Below are 17,323 nucleotides of genomic sequence, written 5' to 3'. Positions count from 1 at the left end.
CCCCGGCGCACCCGGCGTCGTGCGACGCGGACCGTGACCTCCCCTGCCGCGACCCCGGCGGAGACGGCGACGGCGACGGCCGCCGCCGCACAGGCCGAGCCGGGCGCCCCTGAGGCCGCTGCGGCCGCTGACGGCGCCGAGACCGCGGAGGCCGCCGAGGAGGCTGCCCCGCGCCGGACCCGGCGGCGTGCCACACGACGCGTGACCGCGCCCACCGCGGCGCCTGCCGCCGCGGACGCGGCCGAAGGAACCGCCGACGCGGGCCGGTCCGGCTCCGTCGCTACGACCGACGCGCCCGCCGAGGCCGTCGCCGCCGGGTCTGGTGGGCCCGCCGAGGCCCCCTCCGGCTCGCCCGCCGAGGAGGCGAAGGCACCTGTGACCGAATCCCCTGCCGCTGAGTCCGACGGAGCGTCCGAGGCCGCCGCCCAGGCTTCCGAGCCCGCCGAGGATGCCGCTCCGCGGCGCCGCCGCCGGGCCGTACGCCGGGCCGCCAGTGGTTTCGCCGAGCCCGCGCAGTCCTCGCGGGGCTCCCGGTCCCCGAAGTCCGCGYAGGCCGCCGCCGGTGAGGACGAGACGTCGGCGCGGCCCGCGCGGCCCGCTGTCGCCGTGTTCCAGGCGCCCGTGTTCACCGAGCCCCAGTTCCAGACGCCGGAGCGAGCCGCCGCCGCAGCCGCCGCCGAGGCGGCCGGGCCCGAGGAGCCCGAGCAGGCGGAGGAGTCCGCGTCGGCCGAGGTGCGCGAGGAGCAGTCCGGCGGGACTCCGAGGGTGCCGGGTCGCGCCGTCGCCGCCGCCGGGGCGGCCGCCGCCGTCGGCGCGGTGAGTCCGCCGACAGCGACGCCGAGGGCGGCGAGGGCGCGGACGCCGAGTCCGAGCAGGCCGCCGCGCAGGACGCCGAGGACAGCGCGGAGCAGGCCGAGGAGGACCAGGACGAGTCCGACGAGGCCGCCGACCGCGACGAGTCGGGCGGCGGCTCCAGCAGCAGCCGCCGGCGCCGTCGCCGCCGTCGCCGTGCCGGTGACACCGCGGCCGACACCGCCGAGCCCTCCGACGACGACCCGGAGCGCACGGTCGTCAAGGTCCGCGAGCCCCGCCCCAAGGCCGAACCGTCCGACGAGGTGCAGTCCATCAAGGGCTCGACCCGCCTGGAGGCCAAGAAGCAGCGCCGCCGGGAGGGCCGCGAGCAGGGCCGCCGGCGCGTTCCGATCATCACCGAGGCCGAGTTCCTGGCCCGGCGCGAGGCCGTCGACCGCGTGATGGTCGTCCGGCAGCACGGCGACCGTACGCAGATCGGCGTCCTGGAGGACGGCGTGCTCGTCGAGCACTACGTCAACAAGGAGCAGTCGACCTCGTACGTCGGCAACGTCTACCTCGGCAAGGTGCAGAACGTGCTGCCGTCGATGGAGGCCGCCTTCATCGACATCGGCAAGGGCCGCAACGCCGTCCTGTACGCCGGTGAGGTCAACTTCGAGGCGCTCGGCATGGCCAACGGGCCGCGGCGCATCGAGTCCGCCCTGAAGTCCGGGCAGTCCGTGCTCGTCCAGGTGACCAAGGACCCCATCGGGCACAAGGGCGCCCGTCTGACCAGCCAGGTCTCCCTCCCCGGGCGCTACCTCGTGTACGTGCCCGAGGGCTCCATGACCGGCATCAGCCGCAAGCTGCCCGACACCGAGCGGGCGCGGCTGAAGACGATCCTCAAGAAGATCGTCCCCGAGGACGCGGGCGTCATCGTGCGCACCGCCGCCGAGGGCGCGAGCGAGGACGAGCTGCGCCGGGACGTCGAGCGGCTCCAGGGGCAGTGGGAGGAGATCCAGAAGAAGTCCAAGAACGGCGGCAACGCGCCGACGCTGCTGTACGGCGAGCCGGACATGACCGTCCGGGTCGTGCGCGACATCTTCAACGAGGACTTCTCCAAGGTCGTCGTCAGCGGCGACGAGGCGTGGTCGACCATCCACGGGTACGTCTCGCACGTCGCGCCGGACCTCGCCGACCGGCTCCAGAAGTGGACCTCCGAGGTCGACGTCTTCGCCACCTACCGGATCGACGAGCAGCTCGCCAAGGCGCTGGACCGCAAGGTGTGGCTGCCCAGCGGCGGTTCGCTGGTGATCGACCGGACCGAGGCGATGGTCGTCGTCGACGTCAACACCGGCAAGTTCACCGGCCAGGGCGGCAACCTCGAGGAGACCGTCACCAGGAACAACCTGGAGGCGGCCGAGGAGATCGTGCGCCAGCTGCGGCTGCGCGACCTCGGCGGCATCATCGTCATCGACTTCATCGACATGGTGCTGGAGTCCAACCGGGACCTGGTGCTGCGGCGCCTGCTCGAATGCCTGGGCCGGGACCGTACGAAGCACCAGGTGGCCGAGGTGACCTCGCTGGGGCTCGTGCAGATGACCCGCAAGCGGGTCGGGCAGGGGCTCCTGGAGTCCTTCTCCGAGACCTGCGTCCACTGCAACGGGCGCGGTGTCATCGTGCACATGGAGCAGCCGACCTCCGTCGGAGGCGGCGGCAAGCGCAAGAAGCGCGCGCGTGCCGGTGCCGCCGAGCCGCACGTGCACGAGGCGGCCGTCGAGACCGCCGAGGAGGAGGCGGAGACCGAGGCCGAGATCGGTGCCGAGATCGCCGAGCCGATCGCGCTGCCCGAGCCGGTCTTCGAGCCCGACGAGGAGCTGTACAGCAGCGCCGCCGAGGCGGAGGCCGCTGCCGGCCGCGGCCGGACGCGGCGCCGGGCGAGCCGGCGGGCGTCGGCTCCGGCGGGTGCGCCGCGCGGTGAGACGGCGGAGCCGGCGGCCCGGCAGGGCGGGAAGGCCGAGCAGGCCGAGCCCGAGGTGCCGACGGCTCAGGACGTGACCGCCGCCGAGGAGATCGCCCGTCCGGTGCAGCCGGAGCCGGCCGCCGAGGCGCACGCCGAGCCGATGGCCGTCGAGGACCCGGTCGTCGAGGCCCCGGCCGCCGAGGAGGCCGCGCCCAAGGGCCGTGTCCGTCGGCGGGCGACGCGCAAGGTGTCCGCGCCGGCCGGTTCTCCGGCGGGGGCGGAGGCGGCCGTGGTGACGGTTTCCGAGACCGCGCCCGCCGCGTCCGAGGCCACGCAGACGCCCGAGCAGGCCGAACAGCCCGCGGCGACTGCCGAGGCGGCCGTCGAGGCGCCCGCCGAGAGCGTCGCGCCGGCCCGTCCGCGGCGTCGTGCGGTGCGCAAGCCCACCGTGTCCACCGCGTCCGAGGAGGCGGCCGTCGTGGTCGTCCCGTCGGCCGCGCCGGAGGAGGCTGCCGAGGCCCCCGAGGCTGCCGCGGCCGAAGGCGCCGCCACGGAGGAGGCCGCCGAGGAGTCGGCCCCGGCCAAGAAGACGGCCCGCAAGACGGCCAAGAAGGCCACGGCGAAGAAGGCCGCCACCAAGAAGACCGCTGCGAAGAAGACCGCGGCCAAGAAGACGACGGCGAAGAAGGCGGCGAAGACCACCAAGACCGCCGCCAAGAAGACCACGGCGAAGAAGACCGTCGCGGCGGAGCAGTCCCGCTCCTCCGTCTCGGCCTCCACCGACGAGGACTGACCGGCGTCGACGCCCGCCGGGGCGTGCGCGAACCTGCGTACGCCCCGGCGGACGCGGCCGGCGTGACCGGTCGCACAGGGGGCGGACCCGGCTCGGTTTGACCCCTTCGGCCGCAGCCCCGTAACCTTGACCGTCGGCGTGTCGAATGACGCGTCACATCCCCGTAAACCTCATCCTCCGGGCGCCGGGCGCTCAGGAGAGGCCGCTTGTTGTGTCGGGCGGCTGGCCTGCGGGGGTGCCGTTTCCCCGAGCGAGAGAGTGAGTCCGCGTGTACGCCATCGTGCGCAGCGGTGGTCGCCAGCACAAGGTTGCTGTCGGCGACATCGTTGAGGTTGACAAGATTTCCACTGCCAAGGTTGGCGACACGGTCGAGCTCTCGACCCTGCTCGTTGTCGACGGCGACGCCGTGACCAGCGACCCGTGGGTCCTGGCCGGCATCAAGGTCCAGGCCGAGGTCGTGGACCACCACAAGGGCCAGAAGATCGACATTCTGCGCTACAAGAACAAGACCGGTTACCGCCGTCGTCAGGGCCACCGCCAGCAGTACACGGCGATCAAGGTCACTGAGATCCCCGCGGCTGCGAAGTAAGGGACTGAGGAGAGATGGCACACAAGAAGGGCGCATCGTCCACCCGTAACGGTCGTGACTCCAACGCTCAGCGCCTCGGCGTGAAGCGCTTCGGCGGTCAGGTCGTCAACGCGGGTGAGATCCTGGTCCGTCAGCGCGGCACCCACTTCCACCCGGGCGCCGGTGTCGGCCGTGGCGGCGACGACACGCTGTTCGCCCTCCAGGCCGGTTCGGTGCAGTTCGGCACCCACCGTGGCCGCAAGGTCGTGAACATCGTTCCGGTCGCCTGACCGGAAGCTTTCGCGAGGCGGACCTCACTTCCCTCACGGGAAGCGGGTCCGCCTTTCGCGTGTTACGCAGAGAACAACCCCGTACAACCCGTACGCAACGGCCGTACATCACTGGAGGCACCCACCATGACCACCTTCGTGGACCGCGTCGAGCTGCATGTCGCCGCGGGTAACGGAGGTCACGGCTGTGCCTCCGTCCACCGTGAGAAGTTCAAGCCGCTGGGCGGGCCCGACGGCGGCAACGGCGGGCGCGGCGGAGACGTGATCCTCACCGTCGACCAGTCCGTGACCACGCTCCTCGACTACCACCACTCCCCGCACCGCAAGGCCACCAACGGCAAGCCCGGCGAGGGCGGCAACCGCTCCGGCAAGGACGGGCAGGACCTCGTCCTGCCGGTGCCGGACGGCACGGTGGTGCTCGACAAGGCGGGCAACGTCCTCGCCGACCTGGTCGGGCACGGCACGTCGTTCGTCGCCGCGCAGGGCGGCCGGGGCGGGCTCGGCAACGCGGCGCTGGCGTCCGCCCGGCGCAAGGCGCCCGGGTTCGCGCTGCTCGGCGAGCCGGGGGACCTGCGGGAAGTCGTCCTGGAGCTGAAGACGGTCGCCGACGTGGCGCTCGTCGGGTATCCGAGCGCCGGCAAGTCGTCGCTGATCTCGGTGCTGAGCGCCGCCAAGCCGAAGATCGCCGACTACCCGTTCACCACACTCGTGCCGAACCTCGGTGTCGTCACGGCCGGCTCGACGGTCTACACGATCGCCGACGTGCCCGGGCTGATCCCGGGAGCCAGCCAGGGCAAGGGCCTCGGCCTGGAGTTCCTGCGGCACGTGGAGCGGTGCAGTGTCCTCGTGCACGTCCTGGACGCCGCCACGCTGGAGTCGGACCGCGACCCGGCCTCCGACCTCGACCTCATCGAGCAGGAGCTGCGGCAGTACGGCGGGCTGGACAACCGTCCGCGGATCGTCGTCCTGAACAAGATCGACGTACCGGACGGCAAGGAGCTGGCCGAGCTGGTGCGGCCCGACCTGGAGGCGCGCGGGTACCGCGTGTTCGAGGTGTCCGCCGTGGCGCACATGGGGCTGAAGGAGCTGTCGTTCGCGCTCGGGGATCTCGTGTCGCAGGCGCGGGCGGCGAAGCCGAAGGAAGAGGCCACGCGGATCGTGATCCGGCCCAAGGCCGTGGACGACACCGGCTTCACGGTGACGCGCGAGGAGGACGGGCTGTTCCGGGTGCGCGGGGAGAAGCCCGAGCGCTGGGTGCGGCAGACCGACTTCACCAACGACGAGGCGGTCGGCTACCTGGCGGACCGGCTCAACCGGCTCGGGGTCGAAGAGGAGCTGATGAAGGCGGGCGCCCGAAGCGGCGACGGTGTCGCCATCGGCCCCGAGGAGAACGCGGTCGTCTTCGACTGGGAGCCGTCCGTGATGGCCGGGGCCGAGATGCTCGGCCGACGCGGTGAGGACCACCGGCTGGAGGAGGCGCGACCGGCCGCGCAGCGCCGCAGGGACCGGCAGGCCGAGCGGGACGAGGCGCAGCAGGAGTTCGACGACTTCGAGCCGTTCTGAGTGTCCGAAAGTTAACGAGCAGCAAATTCGCAACGGACTTCAAGGCAACCAAGTCGTTCTTCGGTGAGTCGTACTGGGCGGTGCGCATGAGGATCTTGTTCCTCGTCGCGCCTCAACTGCCCAGCAGATCACCGGAGTTCACGTGCCCCAGTCCATGAGCAAGCGCAGGATCGGCCGAGGAGCAGCAGTGGCGGCGGCCGTCGCGGTCGTCGCGGCCGTCACCGCCCCGGTGGCCGCACAGGCCGCCGACGCGGCCCCCACGACCTCGGCCGGCGTGGCGAAGCTCCACGACGACTTCAACGGCGACGGCTACGCCGACCTCGCCGTGGCCGCCCCGACGGCGACCGTCGGTGGCAAGAAGGGCGCCGGATACGTCGCCGTGGTCTACGGCACGAAGAACGGGCTCGACACGACGAAGCGGCAGGTGTTCAGCCAGAGCACGGCCGGCGTGCCCGGCAGCCCCGAGACGGACGACGCGTTCGGCAGCGCGCTCACCACCGCCGACCTGGACCGCGACGGGTACGCGGACCTGGTGGTCGGCGTGGGAAGCGAGGACACGGCCGACGGCGGTGCGGAGTCCGGGCTGGTCGAGGTCCTGTGGGGAGGTGCGAAGGGCCTGTCCGGCGGGGCCGTCCTGGCCACCGGGAAGTCCTACGACGGGCTCGGCCGCCAGGGGCGCCTGACCGTCGGGGACATCAACGGTGACGGTGCCGAGGACCTGGTGACCGTGGAGAACCAGTTCAATCTGCGCGTGCTGAAAGGCCCGTTCGCCCGGGACGGCTCCACGGCCCAGGGCGAGCAGATCGTGACGGACGAGTTCGACAGCCGCGTCCTCGACCTGGCCACCGGCGACGTCAACGGCGACGGTGTCACGGACGTGGCCGCCACCGAGAACGACGGCGACGAGTTCGACGCCCGCCGGGTCGTGTACTGGCTGGGCACCGAGCGGGGACTCACGCCGTACACCACCGTCCAGGGCGCCGACGGCTACCGGCTCAAGGGCGGCGAGAACCTCGACATCGGGGACGTCGACCGGGACGGCTACGACGACATCGTGGTCGGCCGGGCCGTCGACGGGTACGACAGCGACCTCGACACCCCCGCCGCCAAGGGCGGCCGGGTCACCTGGATCCCGGGCGGCCCGGACGGGCCCGACGGCGTGAAGGCCAAGCACCTCAACCAGGACAGCCCCGGCGTGCCCGGCAGTGCCGAGGCGGGCGACGGCTTCGGTACCGACGTCCGGGTCGCCGACGTCAACGGCGACGGATTCCCGGACGTGGCGACCGGGCTGCCCGGGGAGAACCTGGGCACTGTGGCCGACGCGGGAGCTGTCGTCGTGCTGCCCGGCACCGAGCGCGGGCTCACCGGCACCGGCGCCCAAGTGGTGACGCAGGACACGCCCAACGTGCCGGGCACGCCCGAGAAGAACGACGCCTTCGGCAGGGCCGTCCACCTCGCCGACGCCAACCGCGACGGCCTGGCCGACCTGGCCGCGGGCGCGCCGGGGGAGAACGGCAACGCCGGGTCCGTGTGGTACTTCAGGTCCGCCCCGGCAACCGTCGTGAGCCCCAACGCCACCACGACCTTCGGCAACACCCTCCTCGGCACGACCGCCACGGAGGCCCGGCTCGGCACCGGCTTCGCTGACTGATCACCTTTCAGACCCGCCCCGGCAACGGCTTGTTCCAGCGCTGGCGGCGGGTCTCCTTTTGGCTGCTTAGTTGTCATGTACGTGAACCCCGGCGTTCAGCGGGCGGACCGCCCGCGAGCGTGAAGCTTCCCAGTGTCCAAGTGGCCAGCGAGGTAAGGGAGTCAGCCGATGACCGGAGCAGTATCCCCCGACCGACGCCGATTTCTGACCGCCGGTGCCGCGGTGCTCGGTGCCGCGGCCTCCGCCCAGCTGTGGCTGCCGGCTACCGCCCACGGGGCCGAGACACCGCTGCCCGACGGCGTGTTCAGCCTCGGTGTCGCCTCCGGAGATCCGCTGCCGGACGGCATCGTGCTGTGGACCCGGCTCGCCCCGGATCCGCTGAACGGCGGCGGTATGCCCGACCGGGTGGTGCCGGTGGAATGGCAGCTCGCGGAGGACTCCCGGTTCAGAAAGCTCGTCCGCCGGGGCACCGCCCAGGCCCGGCCCGAGTACGGGCACAGCGTTCACGTGGACGTACGCGGGCTGCGCCCGGACCGTACGTACTGGTACCGCTTCCGCACCAGCGGGCAGCTCTCACCCGCCGGCCGCACCCGTACCGCGCCCCACCCCTACAGCTCCGGTGGCTCCCTGCGCGTGGCGCTGGCCTCCTGCCAGAACTGGCAGCACGGCTATTTCACGCCGTACGCCGACATGCTCGACCAGGACCCGGACGTCGTGGTGTTCGTCGGCGACTACATCTACGAGTCCACGCCGTCGGCGACGGGCGTACGACGCCACGAGGGGACCGGTGAGCCGTTCAGCCTCGCCCAGTACCGCAACCGGTACGCTCAGTACCGCACGGACGCGGACCTCGCGGCGATGCACGCGAACGCGCCCTTCGTGGTCAGCTTCGACGACCACGAGGTCGACAACGACTTCGCCGGCGAGATCCCCCAGGACCCGGACAAGCAGCCGCACGACGCGTTCGTGGCCCGGCTGACGGCGGCCTACCAGGCGTTCTACGAGCACATGCCGGTCCGTGCGAGCGCCGTCCCGAACGGACCGCACATCAAGATGTACCGCCGCCTGGAGTTCGGCCGGCTCGCCCGGCTCAACGTCCTGGACACCCGGCAGTACCGCAGCGACCAGGCCACCAGCCAGGCCGGTGCCCAGGACCCGTCGCTGACCATGCTGGGCGCGCGGCAGAAGCAGTGGCTGCTGAACGGGCTGCAGGAGTCGCCGGCCCGCTGGAATCTCATCGCCTCGCAGATCATGATGGCCGAGACGGACCTGAAGGTCGGCGAGGGCAAGCTCTGGTTCTACGACGCCTGGGACGGCTACCAGGCCGAACGCAACCGGTTCCTCCAGGAGTTCAAGAAGGTCCGCAACCCCGTCGTGCTCTCCGGCGACCGGCACCTGACGATGATCAGCGACCTCAAGGAGGACTACGCCGACCCGGACTCCGCGGTCGTCGGCGCCGAGTTCGTCGGCACCTCCATCTCCAGCAACGGCGACCAGGACCAGGCGGCCTTCCGCAGGGAGTGGGACCCGCGGCGCCCGGACAACCCGCACTGGAAGCTGCTCGACGCCCACCGCGGCTACCACCTCTTCGACGTCCGCCGCGACGGCATCGACGCGCAGGTGAGGGTGGTCGACACCGTACGGCAGCCGTCGGCGACGCCGAGCACGCTGGCCAAGCTGCGGGTCGAGGCGGGCCGGCCGGGCGTCGAGGTGGTCTGACCCGGCCCCTGACGCTCGACCCCTGACGCTCGCGTGAGCCCGGTACTCCTCGGAGTGCCGGGTTCTTCGTCGTACGAGACGGGGGACCGTGTGAGAAGCCCGACCCGGGCTTGTGGCATATTGCTCTCGCCGAGACCGAAATGCTGCGGAATCTTGACCAGGAATTCCGCGGCAATGAGCTGCCCGACGGAGCAGATCGGCGGGCTCGGTGTGCGGGTCGCCGGCGATGCCGCCCTGCCGCCGACCGTACCGCATACTGCCGAAGAGCGGGCCGGCACCGTCAAAGCGCGTACCGTGCACCGGACATCGTCCAAGGAACTCGTGAAGGTCCTCGGTCACCGCTGTCTCGAGCGGCTCCGACGCCGCTGAGCGTCTGTGGAGTTACTCACAGCGCATTTCCGGAGGGTCGCGGAACCGTCTCACCAATCACAGGAGTGGGAGGTGAATGACAGGTTGCGCGCACATATGCGGCAGAGGGCGCTCACCTTGCACTGCGGTAACCACAAGTGGGACCATTTCGAAGTTCCCTGTCGCCCCAAGGTAGGTCACCTGTGTCCCAGCACATAGCCAAGCCCCGTACCACCGCAGTGATCCTGGCCGGTGGCACCGGTCAGCGCGTGGGTCTGTCGATCCCCAAGCAGCTGCTGAAGATCGCCGGCAAGGCAGTCATCGAGCACACGCTGACCACTTTCGAGAACGCCGACTCGATCGACGACATCATCGTGCTGATGGCACCGGGCTATGTGCCCGACATCGAGAAGATTGTCGCGAAGGCCGGATTCAAGAAGGTCTCGAAGATCATCGAGGGCGGCGCCACGCGGAACGAGACCACCGAGCGAGCCATATCGGCCCTGGGCGAGGGCCTGGCCGAGGGCGAGGACGCCAACGTCCTCTTCCACGACGCCGTGCGCCCCCTGCTGTCGCAGCGCGTCATCGACGACTGCGTCACCGCGCTGGAGCGCTACCAGGCCGTCGACGTCGCCATCCCCTCCGCCGACACCATCATCGTCACGCGCACGCACGGCGAGGACGGCGAGTTCATCACCGAGATCCCGGACCGCTCCCGGCTGCGCCGCGGCCAGACGCCGCAGGCCTTCAAGCTGTCCACGATCCGCCGGGCCTACGAGGTCGCCGCCGGCGACCCCAACTTCCAGGCCACCGACGACTGCTCCGTCGTGCTCAGGTACCTGCCGGACGTGCCGATCCACGTCGTCGCGGGTGACGAGTACAACATGAAGGTCACCCAGCCCGTCGACGTCTTCATCGCCGACAAGCTCTTCCAGCTCGCCTCCACGGCCGCGCCCGAGCAGGTCTCCGAGGAGGCCTACCGGGAGCTGCTGACCGGCAAGACGGTCGTCGTCTTCGGCGGCTCCTACGGCATCGGCAAGGACATCGCCGAGCTCGCCGAGTCCTACGGCGCCTCGGTCTACGCGCTGGGCCGCTCCACCACCGGTACCCACGTGGAGAACCCGGAGGAGGTCGACGACGCCCTGTCCAAGGCCTACGCCGAGACCGGCCGCATCGACTACGTGGTGAACACCGCGGGCGTGCTGCGCATCGGCAAGCTCGCCGAGACCGACAACGCCACCATCGAGGAGGCGCTGAAGGTCAACTACCTGGCCCCGGTGCAGATCGCCCGTTCGTCGTACAAGTACCTGTCCGAGACCAAGGGCCAGTTGCTGCTGTACACCTCCAGCAGCTACACCCGTGGCCGCGCCGAGTACAGCCTGTACTCCTCGACCAAGGCCGCCATGGTGAACCTCACCCAGGCCCTGTCCGACGAGTGGGCCGGCGACGGCATCCGCGTCAACTGCATCAACCCCGAGCGCACCGCCACCCCGATGCGCACCAAGGCCTTCGGCCAGGAGCCGGCCGGCTCGCTGCTGTCCTCCGAGGCCGTGGCGCGCACCTCGCTGGACGTGCTGCTGTCCGAGCTGACCGGCCACGTCATCGACGTCCGCCAGCAGGACCCGACCGCCGGTGCGGCCCGGGCCTCCGGCTTCGAGCAGGCGCTGGCCTCGGTGCTGGACCGGCAGGACGGCGTGTAATAATTGACGCCAAATAGACTTCAGTAATTCAGGCCTCTGCGCCCTCCTGTTAACGGGCTTTGTCAACAGGAGTGTTCGCAGGGGCCTGAATCCATCCCGTCCCGCGAATATTCACAGACCAGCCGCATTCTCGAACCAAGACCGGCACACCCCTCCCAAGAGCAGGTTTCTCCGTGATATCCACCGCTATTCGCGTCGCCCGGGTGGGCAGCGCGGCCGAGCTGGCCGCGGCGGTCCTCATGGTGGCGGGCTTCCCCGCCCTCATGCTGGCCGCGCTCGTCCCGAGCGTCCCCGCCTTCGCGGCAGCGGCCGCCGTGACGTACCTGGCGGACCACTATCTGCACCGCAAGGGCAGCTACCTGATCAACCGCCTCGGCAAGGTCCGGGCCGGCCTGTCGATCCGCTTCCTGATCCGGCAGCTGCTCATGATCCTGCTGCTGGCCCGGCTGTCCTACGCGGACAACCTGATCTACTACGGCGCGATCGCCTGCTTCATCGCCTTCTACGGTCTGCAGGCCCCGCACGGCGCGCTGGTCCAGCTGATCCGCAACCGCCGCCGCATGCCGGTCGCCACCCGCAACGTCGACCTGAAGTCCCGCATCCGCATCCCGGACGCCCCGCCGCGCCGGCTGCTGCACCGCTCCGCCGAGAAGATGCTGCACCTCGACCTCTTCGCGGTCGTCGGCATCCTGCTCGCCGCGCAGGTGAAGTCGGCCCTGATCGGGTTCATCGGCATCGGCGTCACGGTGGCCCTCGCCACCCTCTACGTCCTGACGCTCATGCCGTACGTGCGCGGCCGGAAGGTCCCGCCGAACGCCGAGAAGGTGCTGGCCGCCGTAGACGACTGGCTGGGCCAGTACAAGCCGGAGACGGTTCTGTACTTCTCCGGTTCGAAGGACTCCGCGTACCAGGTGAACATGTGGCTGGACACCATGGAGAACCTGGACTCCAAGCCGCTGATCATCCTGCGTGAGCGGGCCATCCTGAACAACCTGGCGCCGACCACGGTCCCCGTCATCTGCGTGCCCGGAGGGGTGCACCTGATGAACATGGACCTGTCCACGGTGCGGGTCGCGCTCTACGCGGCGAACGTCGGCAAGAACATCCACCTGCTGCGCGTGCCCACCATGAAGCACGTCTTCATCGGTCACGGCGACAGCGACAAGCTCGCCAGCGTCAACCCGTTCAGCAAGGTCTACGACGAGGTGTGGACGGCCGGCCGCGCGGGCCGCGACCGTTACGCCATCGCCGACGTCGGTGTCCGCGACGACGACATCGTCGAGGTCGGCCGTCCGCAGCTCGCCCCGATCCGGACCTGGCAGGGCGTGCCCGAGGGACGTATCCCGACGGTTCTGTACGCCCCCACCTGGGAGGGCTGGGACGACAACCCCGGCAACACCTCGATCCTGCTGGCCGGCGAGAACATCGTGCGCAGGCTGATCACGGCCGACCCGCCGGTCCGCGTCCTGTACAAGCCGCACCCGTTCACCGGCACGCGCAGCAAGGAGGCCAAGGCCGCCCACCAGCGCATCACCGCCCTGGTTCAGAAGGCCGCCGCCGAACGCGCCGCCGACTCGCGGTTCGTCGCCGACAGCGCCGCCCAGGCGCAGGCCAAGGCGGAGCTGGCCCGGATCGAGGCCCGGATCGCCCAGCTGGTCGGCACCGGCGGCGACAAGGGCCGCGACGAGGCCGAGGCCACCCGTGACGGGCAGGTCGACGTCGCCCGGCACGAGGAGGTCGCCCGGCTGCGCGCCGAGTGGAACGACGCCTACTGGCGTTCCTTCCCCACCTGGGAGCACCGCGTCATCACCGGCTCCGAACCGCGGCTGTACGACTGCTTCAACGTCTCGGACGCGATGGTCTCGGACATCTCCAGCGTGGTCTCCGACTTCATCGCGAGCGGCAAGCCGTACGCGGTCACCGACTCCGCGGAGCTGGGTGCCGAGGAGTTCAAGCGGAACAACACGGCGGTGCGTGCCGCGGTGATCCTGTCCAACAGCGCGGCCGAGCTGGGCGAGCTGCTCGCCGCGGTGCGCGACCCGGCCGCCGATCCGCTGGCCGAGGACCGCAAGGAACTCAAGCAGTACCTGCTGGGCCCGGACGAGCCGGCCTCCATCGACCAGTTCAACACCGCCGTCGCGAACCTCGCGATCAAGTCCGAGACGCGCAACGTCGGCCAGGAGTCACGGATCGCGGCCGCCACCGCCGACGCGGAGAAGCTGGCGAACGCCGTGCCCGGGCAGCGGGTGTCCTCCGCCGGTGACACGGACGGCGTCGGCACGGGCTGAGCCACCGCCGCCTGCTTCAGAGTTCGGCCCCCGAGGAACGCTCCTCGGGGGCCGAACTCTTTCTCGTTGCCGCTGCCTGCCGGTTCGCCATGTGAGGAGACTCACGAATACATGCGTATGAGGCAACCGCTTGCCTCGATCACCCGTCTACCAGGTAGCGAATGAGGCGATACGGGGGGAATATCCCATTGACTAGGGGGAAACGTGACCGTTGCGCAGCCTGATGTGAGTGTGATCATCGGGGCGTACGAAGCGATGCCGTACTTGATCGAGTGCCTCGCGTCCGTCGAGGCGCAGACCATCGATCCGGAGCGCATCGAGGTCATCGCGGTGGACGACGGATCGACGGACGGCACGGGCGAGTACCTGGAGGAGTTCGCCGAGCGCGCTCCCCTGCACGTCCTGGTGATCCGGCAGGAGAACTCCGGTGGCCCCAGCGGCCCGCGCAACGTGGGTCTGGGCAAGGCGACCGGGCGTTACGTCTTCTTCCTCGACGCCGACGACCGGCTGGGCCCCGAGGCTTTGGAGCGGATGGTCGACATGGCCGACCGCGCCGGCACGGACGTCGTCCTCGGCAAGGTCGAGGGCGTCAACCGCTCGGCGCCGAAGTCCATGTGGGGCAAGACGGTGGAGCGCACGGACGTCTTCTCGTCCAACATCAAGTTCACGCTCAGCGCCCAGAAGCTGTTCCGCCGCGAACTGCTCGACCGGCACGGCATGCGGTTCGACGAGTCGCTGTTCACCGGCGAGGACGCCCTGTTCACGATGGAGGCGTACCTGAGGGCGGACGGCGTCTCCGTGGTCGCCGACCACACCTGCTACTACCTGGTCGGCCGTGACGACGGCAAGCACGTGACGAAGAGCGGCAGTTACACGCTGCGCTTCGACTCCGCGCGGGCCTTGATGAACCTCATCGCCGAGCTCGTCCCCGCGGGCGGCCGGCGCGACCAGCTGATGGTCCGGCCCTTCCTCGTCACGCTGCTGCCGCAGTTCGGGCCCAAGTACCTGACGGACAGCGAGGAGATACGCCGGCACAAGTTCGAGCTGGCCAAGCCGCTGATGGACGCGTACTGGACCGAGGGCGTCGCCCAGCGCCTCAAGGTCCACGAGCGGTTGCGGCTGCACCTGGTGGCCGAGCAGCGTCCCGAACTGCTGCTGGACGTCGTGAAGTTCGTCAAGGCCAAGAAGCAGGCGGCGGCCCTCCTGGAGAAGAAGGGCCGCCGCGTCTACCTGGCCTATCCGCACTTCCGCGACCGCGCCGCGGGCATCCCCGACTCGGTGTACCTCGCCGAGCCGCGCGAGGCCCGCGCCTTCCCGGGCTACCGCGAGGGCGGCGTCGACACGTTCGTACGCCGGGCGGTACGCAAGGCGCGGCGGGTGCTGACATCACGTGAGGTGCGGCAGGCGGCCTGAACACGGGCGCGGGGCCGGTGGGGCGATCGCCCCACCGGCCCCGCGCTGTTCGCCGGCCGGTTCGTCGTGCCGTCCGCTGGTTCGTCGTGCGGTGCGTTAGCGCGGTGCGGCCGTCGGCAGGCCCGCCCCGTCGCTCGCCGGCTCCGTGCGCTGACCGGGCAGTTCCGCCCTCAGGCGCTCCGCCACTCGTGCCCGGTGGGCTTGGGCCTCCTCGCACAGGGCCCGCACGGCCGCGTCGAAGCGCTCCTGCGACGGCGGATCGGCCGGGCCCAGCAGCCGCAGCTTCAACGCGGCGCGTGCCTCGGCCAGGTCGTCCTTCTCCGGGTGGCGGACCGTCTCCAGCAGGCTCGGCACCCCGGCCGCGTCCGGCGTCAGCACGGTCGCCGCCGCCACCGTCGGGAACGCCGTGCGGAAGGCCTCCTCGGGCAGGCCGCTGGTGTTCGCCACCGCGTACGGCTTCTCGCTCGCCAGGAAGTCGCTGATCACGCTCGACACGTCACTGATCAGCAGGTCGGCCACGTTGAAGCAGGAGTACAGCGCGGGCCGGGCGTCCGTGATGATCTGGTGCTCATCCTCCGGCAGCGAGGCCCAGTACGCCTCCTCCCAGGCCGCCGTCGCCCGTGCCACCGCCGCCGCCCGGCCCGGCTCCGGCGCCGACTGCACCCGCATCCGCTCCACCGTGTCGGCCCCGGCCCGGAAGACGGTCGTGGTGAGCCGGTCCAGCTCCTCGGTGAGCCGGGCCAGTTCGGCACCGCCCGTGGGACGACGCGCCCCCGCCCGCTCCCGGTTGGCCGCCCGGATCAGCTCCCGGATGCGCAGATCGGCCGCGCCCGCGCGCGGGTCCACCGACCCCGTCAGCGGATGCGGCTTGTACAGCAGCCGCACGCCCGGGTCCGCGAGCAGCGCCCGCACCAGGTTCTCGCCGGCCGCGATCACCGACGTGTTGCCGGGGTTGCCGTCCCAGCCCTCCCAGGTCGGCGCGTACAGCACCGTCGTGTACGCCCCGGCGGGCGGACCGGCGTACGGCCGTACGGCGTCCAGCTGCGGACGGCCCGTCTCCACCACGTCCTTGTCCTCGACGCCCACCTCGGCCAGCGCGTACCGCTCGCGCGCGGCGGGCCCGGCCACCCAGACCTCGTCGTACGCCTTCGCGTACGGGTTGCAGGAGGACAGCTTGTCGCTCTCGCCGTGGTTGACGAAGGTGTGCCTGATCGTGGGGATGCGCAGCACCTGGGAGGTCTTGCCGGAGTTCGAGGGGTGGATGAGGACCTGGAGCGTGGAGTGCTCCAGACGCATCAGCGTGGACACCTTCGGCAGGCACACGATCGGGATGTCCGTCGCCGCGATCTTCTGCACCATGAACCGCTCGCGCAGCACGATGACCGGCTTCCCGTCGGTCTTGGCGAGCGGCTCCAGCCACATGTTCGCCTGGTAGGCCGAGGAGGCACCGCCGGAGAAGTACAGGCCCACGGTCGGCCGGTACTCGGCCAGCCACGCCTCGAACCAGTCGAGCACCTCCTGCTCGCCGGCCGGGCGGCGACCCGGCAGCAGCCGGAAGAGCAGTGCGCCGAGGCCGGTCAGCGCGAGCGCGAGGGAGAGCGCGATGCCCGCGGCCGCGTACACCGGCTGGTCGCCCGGCGCGGCGGCCAGCAGCCCGGCCGTCGCCGGCAGGCCGAACACCAGCAGCCGGTGGCCTGGGCGGCGCAGCAGCACGGACGGGGCCTTGGACAGCCGCAGCGCCGAGGCGTCGATGTTCCGGGTCACCACCGGCAGGGTGCGGGTCCGGCGCACCAGCACGGAGACCGCCTGGATGGCGCAGTGCAGCACGTAGAAGGCGAGCAGCCCCGCCACGAGCGGGGCGTACACCGTTTCCCGGTCCTGCTCGCCGAGCCGCAGCAGGCCCACGACCAGCAGCAGGTCCCGCAGGACGTGCCGCACGGTGATGTCCGCGTGCGACTTGGCGAACAGCGACAGCACCCCGCGCTGCCACCGGTACAGGACGCCCTCGGTGGCGAGGGAGACGGTGGTCGCGGCGAGCAGCAGCGGTACGTGGGGCAGCAGCGCCGCGACCGCCTGAGCGGCGAACGCGGCGGCCAGGACGATGGCGACCAGCCCCTTCAGCAGGGCCGGTGGGCGGGGGAGAGGTAGGGGCACTGCGGTCACTCCAGGAGCGTCGGGTCGGCGCAGGTCGGCCGCCCGGGTTAACGCGCGGCGACCTCCTGACGACACGCGCGTGTC

General features: G+C 71.1%; 10 protein-coding genes and 1 pseudogene. 10 read left to right on the top strand and 1 reads right to left on the bottom strand.

What is annotated here, in order from left to right; all coding sequences use genetic code 11:
* From CA983_RS25680 to CA983_RS25635, 10 genes and pseudogenes are all read left to right on the top strand, one after another.
* Nucleotides 1-3,545, top strand: a pseudogene (locus CA983_RS25680) (Rne/Rng family ribonuclease); the annotation flags it as partial.
* Nucleotides 3,546-3,813: 268 nt separating this feature from the next.
* The gene (gene rplU, locus CA983_RS25675; RefSeq protein ID WP_004931419.1) at nucleotides 3,814-4,134 is read left to right on the top strand and encodes a 50S ribosomal protein L21; all 321 of its coding nucleotides are present in this window, start codon (nucleotides 3,814-3,816) and stop codon (nucleotides 4,132-4,134) included.
* A 14-nt stretch (nucleotides 4,135-4,148) separates the two neighbouring features.
* Nucleotides 4,149-4,403, top strand: a complete 255-nt coding sequence (gene rpmA, locus CA983_RS25670; RefSeq protein ID WP_010041940.1) for a 50S ribosomal protein L27 — start codon at nucleotides 4,149-4,151, stop codon at nucleotides 4,401-4,403.
* A gap of 126 nt (nucleotides 4,404-4,529) precedes the next feature.
* The gene (gene obgE, locus CA983_RS25665) at nucleotides 4,530-5,966 is read left to right on the top strand and encodes a GTPase ObgE (RefSeq protein WP_086603234.1); all 1,437 of its coding nucleotides are present in this window, start codon (nucleotides 4,530-4,532) and stop codon (nucleotides 5,964-5,966) included.
* A gap of 154 nt (nucleotides 5,967-6,120) precedes the next feature.
* Nucleotides 6,121-7,617 (top strand): FG-GAP-like repeat-containing protein, encoded by a 1,497-nt coding sequence (locus CA983_RS25660; RefSeq protein ID WP_086603233.1) that lies wholly within the window; start codon nucleotides 6,121-6,123, stop codon nucleotides 7,615-7,617.
* Nucleotides 7,618-7,785: 168 nt separating this feature from the next.
* Entirely contained in the window at nucleotides 7,786-9,336 is a 1,551-nt protein-coding gene (locus CA983_RS25655) for an alkaline phosphatase D family protein (RefSeq protein WP_086603232.1), read from the top strand.
* A 174-nt stretch (nucleotides 9,337-9,510) separates the two neighbouring features.
* On the top strand, nucleotides 9,511-9,705 hold the full coding sequence (locus CA983_RS25650; RefSeq protein ID WP_086603231.1) for a hypothetical protein: 195 nt from the start codon (nucleotides 9,511-9,513) through the stop codon (nucleotides 9,703-9,705).
* Nucleotides 9,706-9,887: 182 nt separating this feature from the next.
* The gene (locus CA983_RS25645) at nucleotides 9,888-11,384 is read left to right on the top strand and encodes a bifunctional cytidylyltransferase/SDR family oxidoreductase (RefSeq protein WP_086603230.1); all 1,497 of its coding nucleotides are present in this window, start codon (nucleotides 9,888-9,890) and stop codon (nucleotides 11,382-11,384) included.
* Nucleotides 11,385-11,557: 173 nt separating this feature from the next.
* Nucleotides 11,558-13,672 carry a CDP-glycerol glycerophosphotransferase family protein gene (locus tag CA983_RS25640; protein ID WP_244207102.1) on the top strand — a complete coding sequence of 705 codons (2,115 nt, stop codon included), beginning with the start codon at nucleotides 11,558-11,560 and terminating at the stop codon, nucleotides 13,670-13,672.
* Between the two features lie 204 nt (nucleotides 13,673-13,876).
* Nucleotides 13,877-15,085 (top strand): glycosyltransferase family 2 protein, encoded by a 1,209-nt coding sequence (locus CA983_RS25635; RefSeq protein WP_086603228.1) that lies wholly within the window; start codon nucleotides 13,877-13,879, stop codon nucleotides 15,083-15,085.
* A 96-nt stretch (nucleotides 15,086-15,181) separates the two neighbouring features.
* Here the strand turns inward: CA983_RS25635 and CA983_RS25630 are convergent, their stop codons facing one another.
* Nucleotides 15,182-17,239, bottom strand: coding sequence for a hypothetical protein (locus CA983_RS25630; protein ID WP_167407458.1), 2,058 nt, complete (start codon nucleotides 17,237-17,239; stop codon nucleotides 15,182-15,184).
* Nucleotides 17,240-17,323: the final 84 nt, after the last annotated feature.

The organism is Streptomyces swartbergensis (genome assembly GCF_002148965.1).
Classification (GTDB): Bacteria; Actinomycetota; Actinomycetes; order Streptomycetales; family Streptomycetaceae; genus Streptomyces; species Streptomyces swartbergensis.
This window is presented reverse-complemented; position numbering and strand designations above follow the sequence as displayed.

Coding starts and splice junctions, on each gene's coding strand:
- rpmA (WP_010041940.1), top strand. CDS start 4,149: ATGGCACACAAGAAGGGCGCATCGTCCACCCGTAACGGTCGTGACTCC.
- obgE (WP_086603234.1), top strand. CDS start 4,530: ATGACCACCTTCGTGGACCGCGTCGAGCTGCATGTCGCCGCGGGTAAC.
- CA983_RS25660 (WP_086603233.1), top strand. CDS start 6,121: ATGAGCAAGCGCAGGATCGGCCGAGGAGCAGCAGTGGCGGCGGCCGTC.
- CA983_RS25655 (WP_086603232.1), top strand. CDS start 7,786: ATGACCGGAGCAGTATCCCCCGACCGACGCCGATTTCTGACCGCCGGT.
- CA983_RS25650 (WP_086603231.1), top strand. CDS start 9,511: ATGAGCTGCCCGACGGAGCAGATCGGCGGGCTCGGTGTGCGGGTCGCC.